The sequence below is a fragment of the Lacinutrix sp. MedPE-SW genome, from assembly GCF_001874145.1.
Lineage (GTDB): Bacteria > Bacteroidota > Bacteroidia > Flavobacteriales > Flavobacteriaceae > Lacinutrix.
In genome coordinates this window covers 87,203-109,273 of sequence record NZ_MPCX01000002.1, presented here as the reverse complement: position 1 = coordinate 109,273, position 22,071 = coordinate 87,203, and the positions used below count along the sequence as shown (strand labels likewise).

The following is a 22,071-nucleotide window of genomic DNA, read 5'->3' as shown; positions in this document are numbered from 1 at the left end:
TGCTAAAGTTAAGTTTAAAACGTTATTATTAAAGTTTAATTATTAACTTTGCAACCTAAATAGAATAATTATGATATCATTAAGCATATTTTTAGCACCTGGCCCATGGCAAATAGGATTAATTGTTTTGGCTATTTTATTACTTTTTGGAGGTAAAAAAATTCCAGAATTAATGAAAGGTCTTGGTAGCGGTATAAAAGAATTTAAAGACGCTAGCAAAGAGGACGAAAATAAAGCAGAAGAAAAAAAGTAAATTACTAATTATAACATAAAAAAACCATCACAATGTGATGGTTTTTTTATGTTATATATCTATCTACTTTAAACTTTAGTTGAGTTTAATTGATTTGATAATTGATTCTAACTCAAAAACTTGATCTCTTTTTGATACCGATGGTGCGTAAGCAAAACCTTCTGCAACAATATATCTATTGTTAATTTTATCTTCTATAAAATAGGTTATAAAAGGTCCAGACATAAATGCTCCAGCAACATCCCAAATACCTTTTACTTCTATTGTTGGTTTATTATCTAAAATTGTTTCGTACAAGTGTGGTGCATAGGCTTTTTCTGTAGACATGAAGCTACCATCTGTTGGTCCTCCAATATACTTTTGGCCAATAGAGTCTCTAATTTTTATAATTTGCGTGATTAAGCTATCTTCCTTTTTAATGGCATTTAATGGTAATTCATACAACAATACGTTTGTATAACCGGTAGGAATATCTTTTTTAATCCAATAAAATTTATCTTCTGGTTTAGCTATTGTGTTACTTATTTTATATGGCGAAGGAAATTCTATTTTTAAACGTAAATTCTCTTCAATTTCTGTTGCATTATACAACGATTTTCTAGATTGGCGTTGCTTTTCTCTAATATCTTCGGCTTTAAATCCTGCAATAATTTTATCTGCATTATCATTGATTTGCGATTTAATTTCTGCAATATCCTTTCCGCTTACTACAATAACTTTTTGAGGTCTAGCATATACATCTCTTGTTATTTTAAAATCTGCTTCGCCTTGCTCTATTTTTAAAACGTTCCTATTTTCTTTTGCAAAGCCAGTAAAAACTTCTGGTGGTATTTGTCTTAAAGAAAATAATGGTTCTTGTTGAGGCAAGCCATCTATTGGCGCTGCTAAAATGTTTCTTAAAGTTTCTCCTGTCGTATTTGCCCAATATTCATTGTCTATTACAATAGCAATGTTATTAATTGGTCCTGCAGACTCTGGTAAAATTCTAACACCTTTTTTGTTGTCGCATGATAATACAGACATTAAAACTAAGGCCAACATCAAAATTTTTCGCATAATATTTTTTGTTTTTTTGGAATTAACCTTTTGAAATTTTCAAGGTCATACCTGGTTTTAATTTAGTACCACTAATATCGTTCCATTCTTTAATATTTTCAACAGAAATTCCTGGAAATTTTTGAGAAATACTCCATAAAGAGTCGCCACTTTTTACTTTGTATGTTTTTCCTGTATAATTTGAAAGGTTTGAAGTGTTTGCTTTTACTGCTTTTTTGGTTACTGCTGATGGGTTTCTTGGAAAAATAGTTAACCTTTGTCCTATTTTTAAATTATTACTTCTTAAACCATTCCATCGTTTTATTTGACTCACTCTTACTCCAAACTTTCTTGCTATTTTACCTAAATAATCTCCTTGCTTAACGCGATATCTAGTTTTGGTGTCTGATTGTACTAATTGAGGTAGTGGTTTTTCTCGTTTATCGAATTCAGCTTTTGCAAAAGCATACATTTGTGCTTCATTATTTACAAAAGCACCAACTATAGTTCTAGGTAGTCTTAATGTATAATTTTTTCCTTTTATATATGGAATGATATCTAATTTATATGATGGATTTAAAAACTGAAGTGTTTCAATATTTACACCTGTAAACTCTGATACTTGATCTAGAGTAATCATTTGCTTTACTCTTATAGTATCTGTCTCTACATAATTAAACTTTGGTTTATGCTGTATAAAACCGTGTTCTTTTGCGTATTCAAAAATATACATTGTTGCTAAAAACGCAGGAACATAACCTGCTGTTTCACGTGGTAAATTAGAACGAATATTCCAATAATTTTTATAACCGCCAGAACGTCTTATTGCTTTGCTTACATTGCCTGGACCAGAGTTATATGCTGCTAACGCTAAATCCCAATCTCCAAAAATCTCATATAATTTTGCTAAGTATTTTGCAGCAGATTCTGTAGATTTTATTGGGTCGCTACGCTCGTCTACATAACTACTAACATCTAAACCATATTGCTTCCCGGTTGCAAACATAAATTGCCACAATCCTGTTGCGCCAACTCTAGATTTTGCTCTTGGTTTTAGTGCAGACTCTACTATTGAGAGATATTTCATCTCTAAAGGAATGTTATAGTTATCTAGTTCCCGCTCAAACATTGGAAAGTAATACTTGCTTAAACCCATTAATCGCTCCATAGATTGATGTCTAGTTTTTAGCCAACGTTTTATTAAATTTTCTAATTGCGGATTGTATTCTACATTAAATGGTGTTCTTGCATTTAACCTCTCTAATCTTGCTTTTAAAGTATCTGTTGTAAGTTCTGGGTAATATACAGCTTCGTATTTAAGGTTTGTTACTTCACGATAAATAGTATCGAATAAGGACGTACTATAAAGTTCTTCCATCCATTTTTTATCAATCTCTGATGCTAACTCGTGATCTTGTAACTCTTTTGTTAAGTCAACAGGTTCAACAGGTTCTATAGATTGCTTAAATAATGCTTTGCCATCTATAATGGTGTCTATTACATATTTTTCTCCTGCTACTAATTGAGATTCTGACAATCTTTTTTTATTTAATTGTGTAGAATCCTGAGCATTACTCACATTTAAAAAAGAGAATAATACAAATAATATTGAATATTGATAATAAATTTTCATTTAAAAAAACTTGTGTTTAAAACTAACGTTTAATACTACTGTATGGTATTTAAACACGATTTATTATTCTAGTATTGCAGCGATTCCTGGTAAAGTTTTTCCTTCTAAACTTTCTAACATTGCACCACCACCAGTACTTACATAACTTACTTTTTTCTCGAAACCAAATTGTTTTACTGCAGCTACAGAGTCTCCTCCTCCAACTAAAGAAAATGCTCCATGTTCTGTAGCTTCGGCTATAGAGTTACCTAAAGCTATTGTTGCGTTTGCAAAGTTTTCCATTTCAAAAACACCTAATGGTCCATTCCATAAAATGGTTTTACATTGCATTACAACCTCATGAAATTGCTTTCTAGATTCTGGTCCGGCATCTAATCCCATCCAACCATCTGGAATGTTTTTAATATCGCAAATTTTTGTGTTTGCATTGTTATTAAAATCGTCTGCTATTACAGAGTCTGTAGGTAAATGAATGGTTACATTTTTAGCTTCAGCTTGTTTTAAAATGCTTAATGCTAACTCCATTTTATCGTCTTCTACAAGCGAGTTTCCTATACTTCCTCCTTGTGCTTTAACAAAAGTAAAAGCCATACCGCCACCAATTATTAAGTGGTCTACGGCATCTAAAATATTTTCTATAATAGTTATTTTAGAAGATACTTTTGCGCCTCCTAAAATTGCTAATACAGGCTTTTCTCCTGTTTTTAAAACTTTATCTATACTTTTAATTTCTTGTGCTAATAAGCTACCAAAGCATTTGTTTTCTGGAAAAAACTCTGCAACTACTGTTGTAGATGCGTGCGCTCTATGTGCTGTACCAAAAGCATCATTTACATAAATATCACCAAGCTTAGCAAGTGCTTGAGCAAAATCTTTATCTCCTTTAGTTTCTTCAGCGTTAAACCTTAAATTTTCTAGAATTAAAATCTCTCCTGGTTTTAAATTACTAGCTGCCTGTTCTGCTGCTTCACCGGTAGATGTTGAAACAAATTTTGTTTCTACTCCAATTATATCTTCAACCTTATTAACAATATGTTTTAGTGAGAATTCCTCTTGAATTCCTTTTGGCCTTCCTAAATGCGACATTAAAATGCAACTTCCACCATCTTCAAGAATTTTAATAATAGTTTGTTTTGCTGCAGAAATTCTTGTAGCATCTGTTACATTAAAATCACTATCTAAAGGCACATTAAAATCTACTCTTATTAGTGCTTTTTTATTTTTAAAATTGAAATTTTCAATTGTTTTCATAATCTATACTATTAATCTAAGTTTACTTTTAAAATCCAAGTGTCTCTAAATCGATACTCTTGCCTCATTTCTTGTTGTTTTGTAAATGCTTTTTTAGAGTCTTCTGTTTGCATTATTGCTACATAATCCCAATTGTTTTTTGGGTTTTTAAATGTTATTGGTGTGTAGCCTCGTTTTATTAAATAACTTTCCCATTTTCTGGCTCTTTGTTCACTAGAAAACACATTAGTAATTACATAATATCCAGATTCGACGTCTGAAATTATTGTAGATGGTTTTGAAATGGTACGTCTATATGATCTAGAATTAAACCCTAATTTTCCTGGTGGTTTCCACACATACTTTGGTTTTGTTTTTTGAACCTCTTTTTCGGTTGTTCTAATTACTTCTGGTTCTACTTGAGAAACATTACTTACTGGTTGTTTATCTTCTATAATTTCATTGAAGAAATCCTGACTTATTTCGGTTTGAAATGCAGCAAAAAACAAATAAAACCTATCTGACTTTGTTTTTAATCTCAAGGTCGTTTCGCTAGTATTATTATCTATAATCTCGTTATAATAATTAGGTATTTGTAGTTCTGCAATATCAAAACCCAATGTGTTTTTACTAGCTGGAATTCTATCTGTATTTACTAAACTATTATTTGTAATACTACTATTAAAAAAGTTTTGTTGAAATCTTACGCCATTACTTAGAGATTGAAATTTTCCTGTTCTTGTTATAATAGCACACTCGTCTTGCAATAATGTTTTATCTCCTTCTAACGCAGATACTGTTAATGAGGTTTTTACAGCACCTTGATCTATAGACTTAAAATTTTTAAAATTAATATCTACAGGTAGATTGTTAACTAGACCAAAACCATTGTAAGTAGAGATATATTTAGGGTTGTCTGTTGGCGATTGGTAAATTACATAAAGCATCCATCCTCCGGCACTTCCTCCAGATATATAACCTTGAGACGCTTTAATATTAGCTACTGTATAAAATCCATTTTGTTCTTGTGCATTTTTTACAATATCTGTTACTTCTGCATAACAAACATATGGAGAGTTTATTGCATGTGTTGGGTTTGATGCACCGTCGTAAATAATTTCTCCTTCAATAGGTTCGTATTCACCGTTTGGAGTTTTAAATAGAATAGAATCTATTGCTGTTTGTAGCCTAAAATCACCTTTATATTCGTAACTATCTTTTACTTTTCTACGCTTTCCTTCTTCTAAACTATAGGTTGCAGACCAATACAATCCTGCATATGTTACTTTTTTAAGATTTTCTGGAAGCGTTAACTTAGCTGCACTTGAGCTAAATGTAGTTTTATCATCGTCAATATCAATATATTTCATTTTAATATTGTCGTTAGAGCTACTTAAATCGTTATAAGCTTTTGTTTTATGGTTACTTAAAATAGTATTACCAATAACTTTAGAATCTCCATAAATGTAATATTCATTTACAGATTTAAAATTTGCACCATCATAAGATAACGTATCTTTAACGGCTATTTGATCTTGTGAAAAAACGATGTTTTGTACTATTAGACAAAAACAAAGTGTAAAAAACTGTTTCATTATTATTTGGGTTAGTATAGCGCAAATTTAGCGTATTACGTAATAGAACCAAAGATATACAAATTGTGTTATACCAATAAACGATAATATGTATAAAATAAGAGCTAAACGATAACAATTAATTAAACAAGATAAATAATTTATTATATGATTCTTTATTTTCTATTGAGTTAATTAAAATATAACCCGTATAAACTATATTTGCTTTATGCTTTTTAGTGATATAATAGGACAACAACATATAAAAAACCACCTTACAAAGAGTGCAGATTATGGGCGGATTCCTCATGCTCAACTTTTTGTAGGTCCAGAAGGTAGCGGAACGTTGCCAATGGCTATTGCATATGCTCAATACATTTTATGCAGTAATAGTAACGCAGAAAACAATAATGGTAATGATTCTTGTAATTTAAAGTTTAAAAACTTTTCTCATCCCGATTTGCATTTTGCATTTCCTGTAACCACAAACGATAAGGTTAAAAGGCACCCAGTTTCTAATCATTTTTTAGAAGAATGGCGTGACCTATTAACCAAACAACCTTATGGTAATTTGTTTGACTGGTATAAATTACTTGGTGTTGATAATAAACAAGGTCAAATTGGTGTAGACGAAGCTCATGATATTGTAAAGTCTCTTACTTTAAAATCTTACGAAGGTGGTTATAAGGTAATGCTTATTTGGATGGCAGAGAAAATGAACACTCAAGCCGCAAATAAACTTCTTAAATTAATTGAAGAACCACCAAGTAAAACCGTTTTTATTCTAGTTACCGAAGACGAAGAAAGTATTATAAATACTATAAGATCGCGTTGCCAAATTTTACATTTTCCACCATTAGCCGAAGTAGATATAAAAAATGCACTTATAAAAAACTTTAGTTTAAACGAAGCTGAAGCAATAAAGTTAGCACATCAAGCGAATGGGAATTACAATAAAGCCTGTGATTTAGTATATCAAGATAGTGAAGACTTACAATTTGAAACTTGGTTTATACTTTGGGTACGATCAGCATTTAAAGCAAAAGGTAATAAAGCTGCTATTCACGATTTAATTAAATGGAGTGAAGAAATTGCAAAAACAGGCAGAGAAACACAAAAACAATTTTTAAATTTTTGTTTAGACTTTTTTAGGCAAGCTTTATTATTAAATTATAATGCTGAGTCTTTAGTTTATATGGATATTAAAACCGAAAAATTTAAACTAGAAAACTTCGCTCCTTTTGTACATAACAATAATATTTTAGACATTTCAAACGAGCTACAAGACGCAATTTATCACATAGAACGTAATGGAAATTCTAAAATTATTTTAACCGATTTGTCTATTAAATTAACACGGTTATTGCATAAAAAATCTTTATAATGCCAGATTTAAAATCATGGTTTGTAATTATTAATCCAGAGGCAGGAAGCGGTAAAGCTTTAAAACAGTGGCCAAGTATACAAAACCAACTAAAAGAGCAAGGTTTTAATTTTGAATTTAGTTTAACCGAAATAACTAACCAGAATAATACAATAATTGAAAATGCTATAAAAAAAGGTTTTACAAAATTTATTTCTATTGGTGGCGATGGCACTTTACATCAAGTGGTAAATGCTATTATGAAACAAAAAATTATAAGTCCTAACCTTATTAAGGTTGGAATTATACCTATTGGTACAGGTAATGATTGGGCAAAACATTATAATATACCAACCAAAATTAGTCTTGCCATTTCAACTATTAAAAGAAACCATATACTAACACAAGATATTGGTAAAATAACGTTTTTAAATACTAAAAACGCACCTGAATTTTTTGTAAATATTGCAGGAATAGGTTTTGATGCTTTTGTAGCAAAAAGCACACAAAAACTAAAGCGTTTTGGAGCTTTTTCTTATATAATTTCTGCTTTATTAGGTATGTTTAAATTTAAAAACTTTAACATTAAGGTGGTAACACCTAATAAAACAATAGTGTCTAAATCTCTAATGACATTAATAGGATTATGTGAATACTCAGGAGGAAAAATGAAACTTACAAATTCACCAGACCCTAAAGATGGTTTGTTTGATATATCTATAATTGAAAATGTTAGTAAATGGGAAATTATAAAACACATTAGTAAACTATATACAGGTAATTTACATAAAGTAAAAAAAATTAAAATGTTTAAAAGTGAATCTATTTTAATAGACATACCTAATACTAAAAACCTTTTTATTCAAGCAGATGGTGAGGTTTTTAAAGCAGAAAACATTTATATTTCAATTGAAAAAAACGTATTTAATTTCTATTGCTAACTATAGTTTTTTAATAATTTTAGAATCTATATTTATATTAAGAATCCACACATTTTCTAAAAAAGGACTTTTTATAAAAGCTTTTCTAAGCATAAAAACATCGTAAAAATTTTCAGAATTAAAAAGATATAAATAGTACTTATTATTAGGAATATCTTTAAACATTTTTGAGTTTACTCCTTTTTCTTTTAATTCATTTTGGTAAGCTATAGACTCATCTAAATCACTATTTAAAGAGGCAATAATATAATAACCTTTATCTAAACCTTGAATATAGGTTGCATCTTGATTTAATATTCTTTTAAAAGACTGGGTTTCATAAACATAATCTTCTGGAGTTAATACCTTTTCGTAATTTTCTCTATTTAAAACTAAGGAATTATCAGGTTTAAGTTCTTGAAAATCAATAGATTTAGGTCTGTAAATATTATCGTTTATTGGTGTTTGTGTAATATTATCTTTTTTCTGCAACCATATAGGTAAAGGTTTGTCTTCCCTATTTGGCTTATAAGTTTTAGTAGAATTTAATATTTGGTTTTCTGGATTTGTTTTAGAAGTAAAGATAGCTGGTTTTTTTAATTTAATTTTTTCTTTATTAATTATAGTTACATCTTTATTTTTTTTTAACTTAAAATCTTCTTTTTCAGCATTTTGTGTGTTTTTTATTTGAGTAATTTTTTTTGTTTTTTCTCCATTATTTTGTACTAATTCTTCGACCTTATTTTCTTCGTAGTTTGCTTTAGTAATTTCGGTTTGAAATGCTGTAAAAAACAAATAAAATCTATCAGATTCTGTATTTAATGCCAATTCAATTTCTGTAGTATTATTATCTATTACAGGTTTATTTGCATTAGATATGTTTTTTGTTATAATATCAAACCCTAATGTATTTTCACTATTAGGTGTTCTGTTTGTAAATACAGTGTCATCTACTGTTATTTTACTATTAAAAACATTATCTCGTGGTCTATTTTTTGTTGTTAAAAACGCCACTTTTTTTAGTTGCGGATTTACAATTATACATTCATCTTCAGTAATTGCTGTATCTCCTTCTAATGCTGCTAAAGTAATAGAAGTGTTTATATCTCCTTTTTCAAGCGCTTTAAAATTTGAGAAATTAAGCTTTACAGGTTTTCCGCTAACCGGTGCAAAACCATTATATGTTGTTATGTATTTTGGGTTTTTAGTAGGCGCTTCATAAACCACATAAAGTAGCCATCCTGCAGCACTACCTCCAGAAATAAAGCCTTTTGTAGCCTTTATGTTCGCTATTGTATAATTTCCATTTACTTGCTTTGCAGATTTTAAAAGTTTTGTAACATCTGCCATACATACATAAGGCGAATTAAGGGTAAAATTACTGTTATCTGCACCATCAAATATTACTTTTCCAGAAATATTTTTATATGCTTGATTAGGCAGTTTAAATTTTACTTTATTTATGTGTTTACGGTCTATAGCACGTTTACCTTGAAATAAAAACTGGCCTGTAGATTCTTGCCTGTAGCCTTGTTCATAACTATAGGTAGCACTCCAATATAAAGCGGCATACTTAATTTTTGTATGGTTAGAAGGAATATTTAATTGTGCAGCACTGGAACTAAATGTAGTTTCATCATTATCAATATCAACATATTTCATATCGATATCGTCATTAACAAAGTTTAAATCATTAAACGGTTCGTTAGCATGCTTGCTAAGGATGTTGTTACCAATCACAACTGCGTCACCATAAATATAGAACTCGTTTTCGGTTTTAAACGGCACAGCTTCTTGAGCTGTAAGTGTTCCAACAATGATAATAGCTATGAAAAGTACCAGAAAGTGGTTTTTCATAATAAATTAGAATAATTAATAGCGGTAAATTATTTCGAATATAAATATAGGTATTTATTTCAAATGCATTGATAAGTAATTAATTAGATAAATAAAAAAAGACGCTAAGAAAATGCTTAGCGTCTTTTTAAAAATGTTTTAAAAGTTATTATTTTTTATAACTATCGTTTAATCCATCAATAATATTTTGAGAAATATCTGATCCTTCATCTCCATATAATACTGTTCCTACAGACTCATTAGTACCAAAAATGTAGTTATAACCGTTGTTTTTAGCATAATCTTTAACATACAGTTTCATTTTTGAAATTACAGAATCAATTTCTGTTTGATAAGCAGTTTGCATTTGCGTTTGTTCGTTTTGCATTTCCTGTTGAAATTTTTGTGCTTTAGCTTGCAAAGGCATCATCATCTCTTGCTGCTTTTGTTGAGAAGCTCTTGCATATTTAGTTTGCAATGCTTGAAATTCTGTTCTATAAACATTTCCAATACTATCTGCTCTTTTTTTGAAAGATTCATCTAAAAGTGTGTATTTAGATTCTATATCTTTTTTCTCTTGAATTTCATTAATAACTTTTCCGTTATCAACATATCCAATTTTTTGTTGCTCACAAGCAGATAAAAATATTATTGCTACAAATACTAAAACTAATTTTTTCATTTTTTAAATTTTGATTTAGAGCAAATGTAGAAAAAAGAAATATGTAGCATTTATATTTTTTATGGTAAAAAACACAGTATATAGAAAATTTATAGAAACTATAGAATAAATAGATGACTTTTATAAAAAACAGCTTCAAATAAGCCGTTTTAAGACACTTTTACAAAATCCTTAGGTATATTTACATAACAGCTAATAAAAACACAAAAGAATAATCTAAAATAGATTTTACATGTTTTTTATTACATAAATTAGAGAAGAATACTCTCCAGAGCGTATAGCTTTAAAATTTGAAAGCAATCCTGTATAAAAAGATTTAATAGGATTCATTTTTGATGTTTTATATTTTTCTGAAAGTAAGCTTACATAAAATGCATCAAATAGCATTGGTTTTATTTTTACAACTTTCATTTTTTCTCTAGCAAAAAGTGTAGTTATAGATTTTTTTGAAAAATGCCATAAATGTCTAGGAACATCAAAAGCAGCCCAAAACGATTTATAGTGTTTTGCATCAAAACTATTATAATTAGGTACAGCAATAATTAAAGTACCATTTTCTTTTAATAGTTTTTTTAATTGAGATATTTTTTCTTGTAAATCTGGTATATGTTCTAATACATGCCAAAGTGTAATAACATCAAAACTTTTTTCTGGTAAAGTATTAAAATCTTGACTAGGTAAAACAGCATTATTAGTTTGAGTATTGGCTAGAATTCTTGCTTTTTCATCTGGTTCTATTCCTGTAATATTCCAACCTTGATTTTGTGCTTCATTTAAAAAAGCACCTGTACCACAACCAAAATCTAAAATATTTTTGCTCTCAGTATTAAATGAGTTTATAAGTTTTACTTTTTTCTTTAAGGAATATGCTCTTACTTGATGGTATACATTTTCAAACAAATTTCGTTTAGCATTTGTGTGAGAAATATAATCTTCGCTTTTATAATATTCAGGTAGTTTGTTTAAAGACGGTTTAGGTACGGTTTCTAAATAATCGAATTCATTATTGTGTATTAAAGTAAATGTTTCTCCAGAAACAGAATAATCTTTTACTTTAAAGTTTATTTTTTTTGAATTTTGCACAAGTTAAAATTGAATTGATTTTACGCTTTAATTTATTTAAAATTTAAAACACGTTCCACGTGGAACACTTAAATTTATCTTCCCATAAAAACTAAAAGCACAGAAATATCTGCAGGTGATACACCACTAATTCTTGATGCTTGAGAAATAGTAACTGGTTGAATTTTATTTAATTTTTCTCTTGCTTCTAAACTCATAGATTTTAACTGTGAGTAATTAAAATTAGGTGGTATTTTAATATTCTCAAGTCGGTTTAATTTATCAGCATTGTTTTTTTCTTTAGAAATATAACCAGCATATTTAACTTGAATTTCTGCTTGTTCTAAAACTTCTCTGTCAAGATTATTTTCTTGAATATATGTTTCAACTTTTTCAAATTTACGCATATCATCCATATCAATATTTGGCCTTGCAAACAATTTAAACATCTTACCTTGCTGTTTAACTGATGCAGAATTTTTAGATTCTAAAACCACATTAGCATCATTAGCCGTTACACTAGTGTCTTTAAAAAACTGTACAAATTGATTTGAAGCATTAAGCTTCTCCTCCATTCTTTTTAAACGTTTTTCACTAGCTAAACCTAAAGCGTAACCTCTTGGTGTTAATCTAATATCTGCATTATCTTGCCTTAAAAGCGTTCTATATTCTGCACGTGAAGTAAACATTCTATAAGGTTCTTCTGTACCTTTAGTAATTAAATCGTCTATAAGAACACCTATATAAGCTTCATTACGTTGTAATATAAAAGAATCTTTTTCTTGCACTTTTAAAGCTGCATTTATACCAGCCATTAACCCTTGAGAAGCTGCTTCTTCATAACCAGTAGTACCATTAATTTGACCTGCAAAATATAAACCATCAACTAACTTAGTTTCTAGAGTATGTTTTAATTGCGTTGGTGGAAAATAATCGTACTCTATCGCATAACCAGGTCTAAAGAATTTTACATTCTCAAATCCTGCTACAGATCGTAATGCATTAAATTGAACATCTTCTGGCAATGAAGTTGAAAATCCATTTATATACATTTCTACAGTATTCCAACCTTCTGGTTCTACAAACAATTGATGTCTATCTTTATCTGCAAAACGGTTAATTTTATCTTCTATCGAAGGACAATATCTTGGTCCTAAACTTTTAATTCTACCATTAAACATTGGTGAGCGATCGAAACCTTCACGTAATAAATCGTGAACTTTTTCGCTTGTATAAGTCATAAAACAAGAACGCTGATTCTCTAATGGTTTTGTAGTATCTAAATAAGAAAACTTTTCTGGATTTAAATCTCCAGGTTGTTCAATCATTTTAGAATAATCTAGAGAACGACCATCTACTCTTGGTGGTGTTCCTGTTTTCATTCTACCAGATTCAAAACCTAACTCTATAAGTTGTTCTGTAATTCCTGTAGCTGCTCTTTCTCCTGCTCTACCTCCACCAAAATTTTTATCTCCAATATGTATTAAACCATTTAAAAAAGTACCATTAGTTAATACTACAGATTTAGCTTTTACTGTGATTCCTAAAGAGGTTTTTACACCTACAACCTTACCATTTTCAACCACCAAGCCAGATACCATTTCTTGATAAAAATCAAGATTTTGAGTTTGCTCTAAAAGCAATCTCCAATCTTCTGCAAAACGCATACGGTCACTTTGTACTCTTGGTGACCACATTGCAGGACCTTTAGATTTATTAAGCATTTTAAATTGTATAGCAGAAGTATCACTTACAATACCAGAGTATCCACCAAGCGCATCAATCTCGCGAACTATTTGTCCTTTAGCAATTCCGCCCATAGCAGGATTACAAGACATTTGCGCAATGTTTTGTAAATTCATTGTTATAAGCAATGTTTTAGAACCCATATTTGCAGCAGCAGCAGCAGCTTCACTTCCTGCATGTCCTGCTCCAACTACTATAACATCGTATACTTCGTTAAACATAATTTTAAATACTTTATATTAAATTTAATCTACAATATAGTTAATAGATTAAATGATTTTTATTAATTATTTTACATGTTCCACGTGAAACATTTAAAAACATTTCACATAAAAAACAAATTTATTCAATATTGAACATACTGTTCCACGTGGAACAAATTGCTTTTAAAAAAATTCAGTTTGCAAATATACAACGAATTAGTTAATTCTATTTAAGCAGATTAAGGTAGAAGTTTTCTTTTTCTCGCATTAGTTTTGCTTCACTATCAGATTTATCTTTATAACCACAATAGTGTAAAATACCATGAACGAGTACACGCTGTAATTCTGTTTCAAAAGAAACATTAAAATCTTTCGCGTTATCCTCTACTCTTTCCGTTGAAATAAATATATCTCCTTGTAGGTTTTTTCCTACTGAATAATCAAAGCTAATAATGTCTGTTAAAGTGTCGTGATTTAAAAATTCTACATTTAATTTATGAAGATATTCATCATCACAAAAAACATAATTTATTTCTTCTTCAACACAGTTTTCTTGTAAAATTACAGAAGAAATCCATGTGCTAATTTTTGCTTCATTAGGAAGCTTAAAGTTATTTTCGTAATTAAAACTAATCATTATTTTGCTTAAAATAGTCTTGTACTTTTTGTTTGTAAACTGGTTGCAAAGGTAGTGCTTGCTTATTCAATATTTCGGTTGTATTAAAATATTCTTTTGCTGTTGGTATTTGGTTACTTGTAGTATTGCTAAATTCTTTTTTATTAGTTTGAGATTTACGCTTATTATCTTGCCCTTGTTGTAATGTTGCTTTTTCTAGTTTTAATAATTGATGTTGAATATTCATCATTTTATTTAAAGTTTCATTTGTAAACCCTTTATTTATTAAATTATCTTCTACATCTTCCATTTGTTTTACAAGTTGCTTTGCTTGTGCACTTTCTCCTTTTCCGCTAATTTTATCTTGTAATAATTTATCTTCTAAAGCTTGACGTAATTGCTGTTGTTGTTGGTAAATTTTAAATAATTCTCCATTTACATCTTCACTAAATCCATTTAAACCTTCGTTTTTTCCGTTTTTTCCGTTTCCGTTTCCATCACCATTTTCTCCATCTTTTCCATTTTTACCTTCTTTACTACCTTTTCCAGAATTACCATTATTACCATTGGCTCCACTATCTCCATTTTCTCCACCTTTTCCGCCTTTATCTCCTTTACTTCCATTTTCTCCTTCTTCTCCATTTTCTCCTTGTTCACCTGGTTTTTTTCCTTGCCCTGGTTTTTCTCCAGGCTTTTCTCCTGGTTTATTACCTTCTCCACTTTGTGGCTCACCATCTTGTCCTTTTTGCATTCCTTTTTTCATCATTTCATTAAGTTCTTGTTGACTCATGATTATATCTGGAAGTGGCATTCCGCCTTCTCCAGAACCAGATCCTGGAGATGGCATAGCCATAGCATTTTGTAAATTATCTAAGGTATCGCTTAACATATTAGCTAAATTATTTGCAGAGGTAACTGTATATTGTTGTGCGGCTGTACCTTGATATAAATTATTTTCGGCTAATTGTGCTAATGCTTTATCTATACTAAAATAAACATTGGAAATTTCTTTATTTACGTCTTCAGATATTTTGGGTTGACGTAAGGATAATGCAAATAAACTATCGTCTACATGTTCAAAATGTGTACGTAAGTTTTTTTGTTTTTTTAAATAAGTAGCATACTCATTGTGGTTAACTTCTATACTTTCAAATTTATTCATTAACGCTTCTTCATCAAAAGAAAATAAAACTAAATTATCTAGAATTTGACGCAACATTTCTATGTCTTCTTGCATAGCTTCTTGACCAGATTGTTGCATTTGTGATTGCATTTGCATACTCATTTGTTTCATTTTTTGAGCTGCAGATTTTTGCTTTTTTTGTGCTTTACTATTTTGTGATTGTTTTTCTTCTTGAGATTGACTTTCTTCTTTTTTCTTTAATTCATCAGATGCTTTTTCTTGATCCTCTTTTACGTTTTCTTCTTTATTTTCGTTTCTAGGAAGTTTTAAAGGTTGCTTTAATTGTTTGTTTTCTTTTTCAATTGCTTCTAAATCTTTTAAAATATCTTCGAATTCTTTATTTAAAGCATCTTGTTTTTCTTTAGTGTTTTCTTGTGGTTTTTTATTTGCTAAGCTGTCTTGTTTTTTAGCAAGCTTGTCTAACTCATTACCAATTTTTTCCATTTTTTTAAAAATGTAATATCTTTTGGTAAGCTCTAACATTTGTTCTAAGCTTCTTTTTTGACTTTTTGCTTGCTTGGCTAATTTGTCTATTTTCTCTGAAAATTCTTCTTTACTCATTTTCTCTCGTAACTTTTCAAGTTCTTCGAGTAATTTTTCATCTTTTTTAAGTTGTTCTTCGTTTTGTTTTAAACGCTTTTTTAAATCTTCTTTAAATTGATCTTTATCTTTGTTTTCTTTTTGAAAATCTTCTAAATTATCTTGAAGTTTTTTATTAAACTTTTCCATCATTTTTTCTTGCTGCTGTTGGCGTTTAATAAAACTTTCAAATTTCTTTTTATCGTTAAAATTTAATTGAGATTTTTCTTTTTGTGTTTTAGATAGTTCTTCTAATTCTTTTTGTTGCTCATCAAACTTATCTAATGATTTGTTTAAATCTTGAATGGTTTCGTTTTGCTCTTGTAATTGTTTTTGCTCTTCTTCATTTTGTGTTCTTTTTCTATAAGTAAATACATTACTTTTTGTGCTTTTATTTTTTGCTACAGCATCGTTATCTATTACTTCAAAATACAAATCGTAGCTTATACCTTCGGTTATTTCTAAGGCATTAGGAAATGCAGTAATAAACTCGGTATAATTACTTCCAGAAATTGGTATATTTTTAATCTTTTTATTGTTTTCTTTTCCGCTAGGATAATATACTAATTGTAATTTTTTTAAACCATAATCATCTGTAGCTTGACCAAAAAAGTATAGTGTTTGTAAGTCGAGAGAGTCTACTTTACTCTGGATTTTTAATTCTGGATATTGATCTCTAACTACCTGAATATTAAAAGCTAAATTCTCGTAATCTTGTAATTTAGTGTTGCTGGTACTTATGTTATAATCTAATGTATTATATACGCGTTTTGTTGTATAAAAACTATCATTATTTTCTTTTGTAAAAATGGTAGTGTCTTTAGCGTATAGCTTTACTTCTTCTGTTGCTTTGGTTTTTAATTTCCATGTAATATTTGTACCCATTGGTACAACAGCATTACCTGTACTTTTTAAAGTTTCGTCTTTCTTTTTTGTATAGGAAGGATAGTCTAAAACCATATCAAAACTTAATAGTGATGGCACTTGAGCTACATTTAAAGTATAGGGTTTAGAGTTTACGTTATTTGCTAGTAAATTAAAAGTTATATTGTTTTTTGGTTGTTCGAAAACATACTCAAAAGCTCCTGGACCACGTTGTTGTAAAAAGTATGTTTCGTTATTATAAGTAATTTGCGCATTTTCTGGAGTCATGTCTCCAGCGGTTTTTACAATTAATCTAAAACTTTTATTTTCTACTGCCTGAAGATTATAGTTTAAAACAAAAAATTGAAATGGTGCTGGCGGTTCGTAAGCTGTTTTATAATTTACAACGCGCTCGTAGCTATCACTAAACCAGTTTAATTTTCCAGAAATAGCTACTAAAGCAATTATGGCTATTGGTATAGCTGCATATTTTAAATATTTAATATTCTTTTTAAAATTTATAGCAAGTTTAAAAGGTATTGGTGTAAGCTCCTGTGATTTTTGGTTTATACTGGCTAGAAGTAATTCGGAATTAGACTGTGACGCATTTAACTGTAAAACATTAAGTAATTTATCACTTACTTCTGGAAAATGATTACCAATTAAAGTTGAAGCTTTTTCATAGTTAATGCCTTGTTGTAATTTAAATAATTTAGCTAATGGTAGCACTATAAATTTAACAAACAAACCAAATTCTACAGCAATAAATAACCAAAATAAAATGGTTCTAGCTGTAGAGTTTAACCATAAAAAATGTTCTATTAAAAGTGTTATTAAAAAGTATAATAAACCAATACTAAAAAATAAAATAGCACCTTTAATAAGCTCGTTAGTATAATATTTTCTAATAAACTGTTCGAGTTTAGATTGTATGGTTTTAAAATTATTCAAAGTTTAAAATGGTATAAATTGTTACTTATCGTTTATAACTCACTAAAATACAGTTTTATTTTATTTATAGTTAACTGCAAAATGTTAATAATGATTAATAGCTAAGGTGTTTAATTTCAAGCTATTCTTATTAAAACAAATGTTTGATTGTTAATTAAATTTATATATTAGCTTATTATTTTCTACAAAAGTATTTTTATGATTGACATTGCTGAAAAAATAACAGCTATAATTAACCATTTTAATCTTAATAATTATGCTTTTTCAAAACGCATAGGTGTTACAGGAACTACTATAGATAGTATTGTTAACGGCAGACCGCAAAATGATGGTTCACGTAAAAAAACAAAACCTGGGTACGATGTGCTTAAAGCAATTATAGACGAGTTTGACATAAATCCAGATTATTTATTTGGTAAAAGTCATACTATGCTAAAAAGTGAAACACCAAAAATTCAAACATATACTGGAGTACCACAAGTTATAGCGGTTAATAATAACGACCAAGAAAATGTAATATATGTTCCTGTAAAAGCAAGAGCCGGATATCTTGATGGCTATGGCGATACAGAGTATATAGAAAAATTACCTTCGTTCTACATGCCACAACTTACAAACGGGACTTTTAGATGTTTTGAAGTTCAAGGTAACTCTATGTTACGTACTTTTTATGATGGTGATTTGGTTTTTGGTAAATACGTAGAAAACCTAAACGATATTAAAGATGGTCACGTTTATGTTATAGTTAGTAAAAATGATGGTATAGTTTTAAAACGCATATTAAAACAAATAAAACAGGATAATAAACTGGTTTTAAAAAGTGATAATAAAGACGGAAATTACCCAGATTATAATATAAATACAGAAGAAATAATGGAGGTTTGGTACGTAACCATGTATGCCTCTAAACAAATGCAAGAACCAGTAGATATTCACAATCGTTTAGAAGATTTAGAAAATCAATTACACGAATTAAAAACTTCGGTTACTAATAAAGCTAATAAAAATTAATGAAGCTTACTTATAATAAAACCGAAAAACTAAAAAGTAAAAAAGAGATTGAAGCCCTTTTCCTTAAAGGAAAAAGTGTTTCGGCATGGCCTTTGCGTTTGGTTTATTTAAAAAACGAAAAAACAAATAAAGTAGGCGTATCTGTAAGTAAAAGAAATTTTAAACTTGCCGTAGATAGAATAAGAATTAAACGCTTATTACGTGAAGCCTATAGGCTAAACAAACCATTTTTAAAAAACAACAACATAGAAGGTTTTTCGTTTATGATATTATATAATAATAAGGAAATGCCAGATTTTAACCTTATTAACTCTAAAGTTAAAACGCTTTTTACTAAATTTAATGACCAAAATTCTAAAGTAAAAGAATGATGAAGACCATTTTAAAACGCAAAATATTAATACCAATATTTGCTATTGCTATACTATTTACAGGAACAGCTTTTAAAACAGCAAACAATAACTTTTTTGAAATTGCTAAGCAAATAGAAATATTTACTACGCTTTTTAAAGAGTTAAATATGAATTATGTAGATGAAACTAATCCTGCAGATTTAATGGATAATGCCATTAAAAATATGCTAAATGAATTAGATCCTTATACACAATTTTATAATGAGCAAGATGTTGAAGCAGAACGTATAAAGCGTACAGGAGATTACACTGGTATTGGTGCAAGAATAAAAACACTTAAAGATAAACTATTAGTTATAGAACCTTATAAAGGTTATCCAGCAGATAAAGCGGGATTAAAAGCAGGAGATGAAATAATTAAAGTAGATGGACAAACTGTTATAGATTATAAAGACGATGCAGGAAATTTATTAAAAGGTACACCAAACTCATCCACTACAATTACATACGTTAGACAAGGTAAAACTAAAACAACTACATTAAAAAGAAGTGAAATAGAAATTGATGCAGTACCACATTTTTCAATGGTTAATGAAACTACAGGTTATATTGTATTAAAAAAATTCAACGAAAAAGCCTCACAACAAACTGGTTATGCTTTAAAAGACTTAAAAGCACAAGGCGCAAAAAGTATAATTTTAGACTTACGCAGTAATCCTGGAGGTTTATTAAGCGAAGCCGTAAATGTTGTTAACTTATTTGTACCAAAAGGTCAATTAGTAGTAACTACAAAATCTAAAGTAAAAAAATACAACCGTACATATTATACAAAAAGAGATCCAATAGATACAGAAATTCCTGTTGTTGTGCTAATAAATGGTCGTAGTGCATCGGCCAGTGAAATTGTATCTGGAACTATACAAGATTTAGATCGAGGTGTAATTGTAGGAGCAAGAAGTTTTGGTAAAGGCTTAGTACAACGCCCAAAAAAACTAACCTATGGTACACAATTAAAAGTTACTATATCTAGATACTATACACCTTCTGGGCGCTGTATACAAGCATTAGATTACTGGAATAAAGACGAAAAAGGAAATGCAGTAAGAGTAAAACAAAAAGACTATAACGCCTTTAAAACCAGAAATGGAAGAAAAGTATTTGATGGTGGTGGCGTTGTACCAGACGAAGCTTTAGAATATTCTAAAAATTCTGCTATAACAACAGCTATATTAAACAACCAAAGTGTGTTTGATTATGCTACAAAATATTATTACTCTCATCAAAATATTGAAGATATTAACAAATGGAAATTTACAGATTCAGATTTTGAAAACTTTAAAAACTATTTAAAGAAAACAGGTTTTTCTTTTGAAACCGAAACCGAAAAATCTTTCGCTAAAGCTGCAGAAATTGCTAAAACCGAAAATTTAGATGAAGATATAAAAAGAGATTACAATGCTTTAATTGAAAATTTAAATAATTCAAAATTAAAAGCAATAGATGAAAATAAATCGCAATTAATGAGTCTATTAAGCGACGAGATTATTAAGCGTTATGTGTATAGAGAAGGTCTATATGATTATTACAAAATACATAATGCAGAAATTAAAAAAGCTACCGAAATACTTAATAATCCTTCAAAATATAGAAAATACCTTAACTAAATTATGAAGTCATTTCTTCTATTATTTATTATTTCAACAAGTATTTTTGCTCAAAATACTTACACACACGATGTTTATTTTGATACCGATGAGTATAACGTACCATTAACTGAAGAAAATAGATTATTACTGTTTATATCAAGCTTAGATTCTGTAAAAATAGATAAAGTTTCAATTTATGGTTTTACAGACGATCGTGGTACAAACGAATATAATTTAGAGCTATCTCAAAACAGAGCAAATACTATAAAAGAGTTATTTTCTGGATATGGTGTAGATCCCAATTTAATAACCAATGTAAACGGCAAAGGCGAAATACTTTTAAAAGTTTTAAATGAAGAAGAAGTACACCAAATTCGTGGCCTAAACCGTAAAGTAGAAATTATAGTAAACGAGCAATTACCACCTAAAAAAACTACTAAAAAAGAAAAAGAAACTATAGTTGTAAATACAGACGATAATAAAGAAAAAACAACTGAAGACATAAAATCTGGCAGTGTAAAAAAAGGAGATAAAATAAGATTAGATAAAATTTATTTTAAAACCAGTTACAGTTACGTAACATCAGATTCTAAAAAAACACTAGAAGCATTAGCCAAAATACTAGTAGAAAAAGATAATTTATATTTCACTATTCAAGGTCATGTATGCTGTACACAAAACAGTAGAGATGCTGTAGATAAAAAAACGAAAAAACGAAACTTATCTGTATCTAGAGCAAAATATATTTACGATTATCTTGCTAGAAAAGGCGTAGATAAAAAACGAATGAAATATGTTGGAATGCGTAGAAAATTTCCACTTGGTGGTGACCCAAAATACGATAGACGTGTAGAAATTTTAGTAACCTATGTGGGTAAAGAAAATTAAACTTTTCTAAGCATACCAATATGTGGTATACCATCTTCTAAGTACTCATCTCCTACTTCAAAAAATTGTAAATTATTATAAAAACGCTTTAAATAACACTGTGCAGATATTTTAATTTCTGTAGTGTTATAATTAGTTTCAATAGCTTTTATAGAAGCATTCATTATATCGTAACCATATTTAAATTGTCTTTCGTTTTTAGCAACTACTACTCTACCAATACTAGCAAAATTAAAATAATCGCCAGGCTTAAAAATACGAGTATAAGCCACTACTCTATTTTGTTTATAACCTATTACATGTAAAGCGTTTTTATCTTTACCATCTATATCTTGATATACACAATCTTGTTCTACAACAAAAACTTCACTACGTAGTTGTAATAATTGGTACAATTCTTCTATGTTTAATTCACTAAATTTTTTTACTTTTATTTTTAACAT

General features: G+C 29.0%; 18 protein-coding genes. 7 read left to right on the top strand and 11 right to left on the bottom strand.

All coding sequences use genetic code 11. From position 1 onward, the window contains the following. Nucleotides 1-70 precede the first annotated feature (70 nt). Entirely contained in the window at nt 71-253 is a 183-nt protein-coding gene (locus BM549_RS02700; RefSeq protein WP_290468854.1) for a twin-arginine translocase TatA/TatE family subunit, read from the top strand. 75 nt (nt 254-328) lie between these two features. Here the strand turns inward: BM549_RS02700 and BM549_RS02695 are convergent, their stop codons facing one another. From BM549_RS02695 to BM549_RS02680, 4 genes are all read right to left on the bottom strand, one after another. Then, nucleotides 329-1,309, bottom strand: a complete 981-nt coding sequence (locus BM549_RS02695) for a DUF4837 family protein (RefSeq protein WP_290468853.1) — start codon at nt 1,307-1,309, stop codon at nt 329-331. A gap of 22 nt (nt 1,310-1,331) precedes the next feature. Then, nucleotides 1,332-2,921: a lytic transglycosylase domain-containing protein gene (locus BM549_RS02690; protein WP_290468852.1), complete on the bottom strand. Its 1,590-nt coding sequence runs from the start codon at nt 2,919-2,921 to the stop codon at nt 1,332-1,334. A gap of 63 nt (nt 2,922-2,984) precedes the next feature. After that, a complete protein-coding gene (gene pgk / locus BM549_RS02685) occupies nt 2,985-4,172 on the bottom strand; it encodes a phosphoglycerate kinase (RefSeq protein WP_290468851.1) in 1,188 nt (395 codons plus the stop codon). An 11-nt stretch (nt 4,173-4,183) separates the two neighbouring features. Continuing rightward, the gene (locus tag BM549_RS02680) at nt 4,184-5,746 is read right to left on the bottom strand and encodes a hypothetical protein (RefSeq protein WP_290468850.1); all 1,563 of its coding nucleotides are present in this window, start codon (nt 5,744-5,746) and stop codon (nt 4,184-4,186) included. Between the two features lie 208 nt (nt 5,747-5,954). Here BM549_RS02680 and BM549_RS02675 point away from each other — a divergent pair, with 208 nt between their 5' ends. Together BM549_RS02675 and BM549_RS02670 are read left to right on the top strand one after the other, a co-directional pair. Then, nucleotides 5,955-7,109 (top strand): DNA polymerase III subunit delta', encoded by a 1,155-nt coding sequence (locus BM549_RS02675; protein WP_290468849.1) that lies wholly within the window; start codon nt 5,955-5,957, stop codon nt 7,107-7,109. Then, a complete protein-coding gene (locus BM549_RS02670; RefSeq protein WP_290468848.1) occupies nt 7,109-8,029 on the top strand; it encodes a diacylglycerol kinase family protein in 921 nt (306 codons plus the stop codon). The genes BM549_RS02675 and BM549_RS02670 overlap by 1 nt, the downstream gene beginning before the upstream one ends. On the opposite strand, the gene BM549_RS02665 is transcribed toward BM549_RS02670, so the two are convergent. The 6 genes from BM549_RS02665 to BM549_RS02640 form a co-directional block, all read right to left on the bottom strand. Continuing rightward, a complete protein-coding gene (locus BM549_RS02665; RefSeq protein WP_290468847.1) occupies nt 8,030-9,865 on the bottom strand; it encodes a hypothetical protein in 1,836 nt (611 codons plus the stop codon). A 148-nt stretch (nt 9,866-10,013) separates the two neighbouring features. After that, complete coding sequence (locus BM549_RS02660; protein WP_290468846.1) at nt 10,014-10,526, bottom strand: OmpH family outer membrane protein; 513 nt, start codon at nt 10,524-10,526, stop codon at nt 10,014-10,016. 228 nt (nt 10,527-10,754) lie between these two features. Next, complete coding sequence (locus BM549_RS02655; protein ID WP_290468845.1) at nt 10,755-11,609, bottom strand: class I SAM-dependent methyltransferase; 855 nt, start codon at nt 11,607-11,609, stop codon at nt 10,755-10,757. A gap of 74 nt (nt 11,610-11,683) precedes the next feature. Then, nucleotides 11,684-13,555, bottom strand: a complete 1,872-nt coding sequence (mnmG, locus tag BM549_RS02650) for a tRNA uridine-5-carboxymethylaminomethyl(34) synthesis enzyme MnmG (RefSeq protein ID WP_290468844.1) — start codon at nt 13,553-13,555, stop codon at nt 11,684-11,686. A gap of 208 nt (nt 13,556-13,763) precedes the next feature. Then, nucleotides 13,764-14,174, bottom strand: a complete 411-nt coding sequence (ybeY, locus tag BM549_RS02645; RefSeq protein ID WP_290468843.1) for an rRNA maturation RNase YbeY — start codon at nt 14,172-14,174, stop codon at nt 13,764-13,766. Then, the gene (locus BM549_RS02640) at nt 14,167-17,730 is read right to left on the bottom strand and encodes a DUF4175 family protein (RefSeq protein ID WP_290468842.1); all 3,564 of its coding nucleotides are present in this window, start codon (nt 17,728-17,730) and stop codon (nt 14,167-14,169) included. The genes ybeY and BM549_RS02640 overlap by 8 nt, the downstream gene beginning before the upstream one ends. A 198-nt stretch (nt 17,731-17,928) precedes the next feature. Between BM549_RS02640 and BM549_RS02635 the strand changes: the two genes are divergently transcribed. From BM549_RS02635 to BM549_RS02620, 4 genes are read left to right on the top strand one after another with little or no spacing between them, the layout of a single operon-like run. Beyond that, the gene (locus tag BM549_RS02635; RefSeq protein WP_013869635.1) at nt 17,929-18,741 is read left to right on the top strand and encodes a LexA family transcriptional regulator; all 813 of its coding nucleotides are present in this window, start codon (nt 17,929-17,931) and stop codon (nt 18,739-18,741) included. Continuing rightward, the gene (rnpA, locus tag BM549_RS02630; protein ID WP_290468841.1) at nt 18,741-19,112 is read left to right on the top strand and encodes a ribonuclease P protein component; all 372 of its coding nucleotides are present in this window, start codon (nt 18,741-18,743) and stop codon (nt 19,110-19,112) included. The genes BM549_RS02635 and rnpA overlap by 1 nt, the downstream gene beginning before the upstream one ends. Next, on the top strand, nt 19,112-20,758 hold the full coding sequence (locus BM549_RS02625) for a S41 family peptidase (protein WP_290469023.1): 1,647 nt from the start codon (nt 19,112-19,114) through the stop codon (nt 20,756-20,758). The genes rnpA and BM549_RS02625 overlap by 1 nt, the downstream gene beginning before the upstream one ends. 3 nt (nt 20,759-20,761) lie before the next feature. After that, nucleotides 20,762-21,628, top strand: a complete 867-nt coding sequence (locus BM549_RS02620; RefSeq protein ID WP_290468840.1) for an OmpA family protein — start codon at nt 20,762-20,764, stop codon at nt 21,626-21,628. Here the strand turns inward: BM549_RS02620 and BM549_RS02615 are convergent. Further along, nucleotides 21,625-22,071 (bottom strand): GNAT family N-acetyltransferase, encoded by a 447-nt coding sequence (locus tag BM549_RS02615; protein ID WP_290468839.1) that lies wholly within the window; start codon nt 22,069-22,071, stop codon nt 21,625-21,627. The two genes, BM549_RS02620 and BM549_RS02615, sit on opposite strands and share 4 nt — an antisense overlap.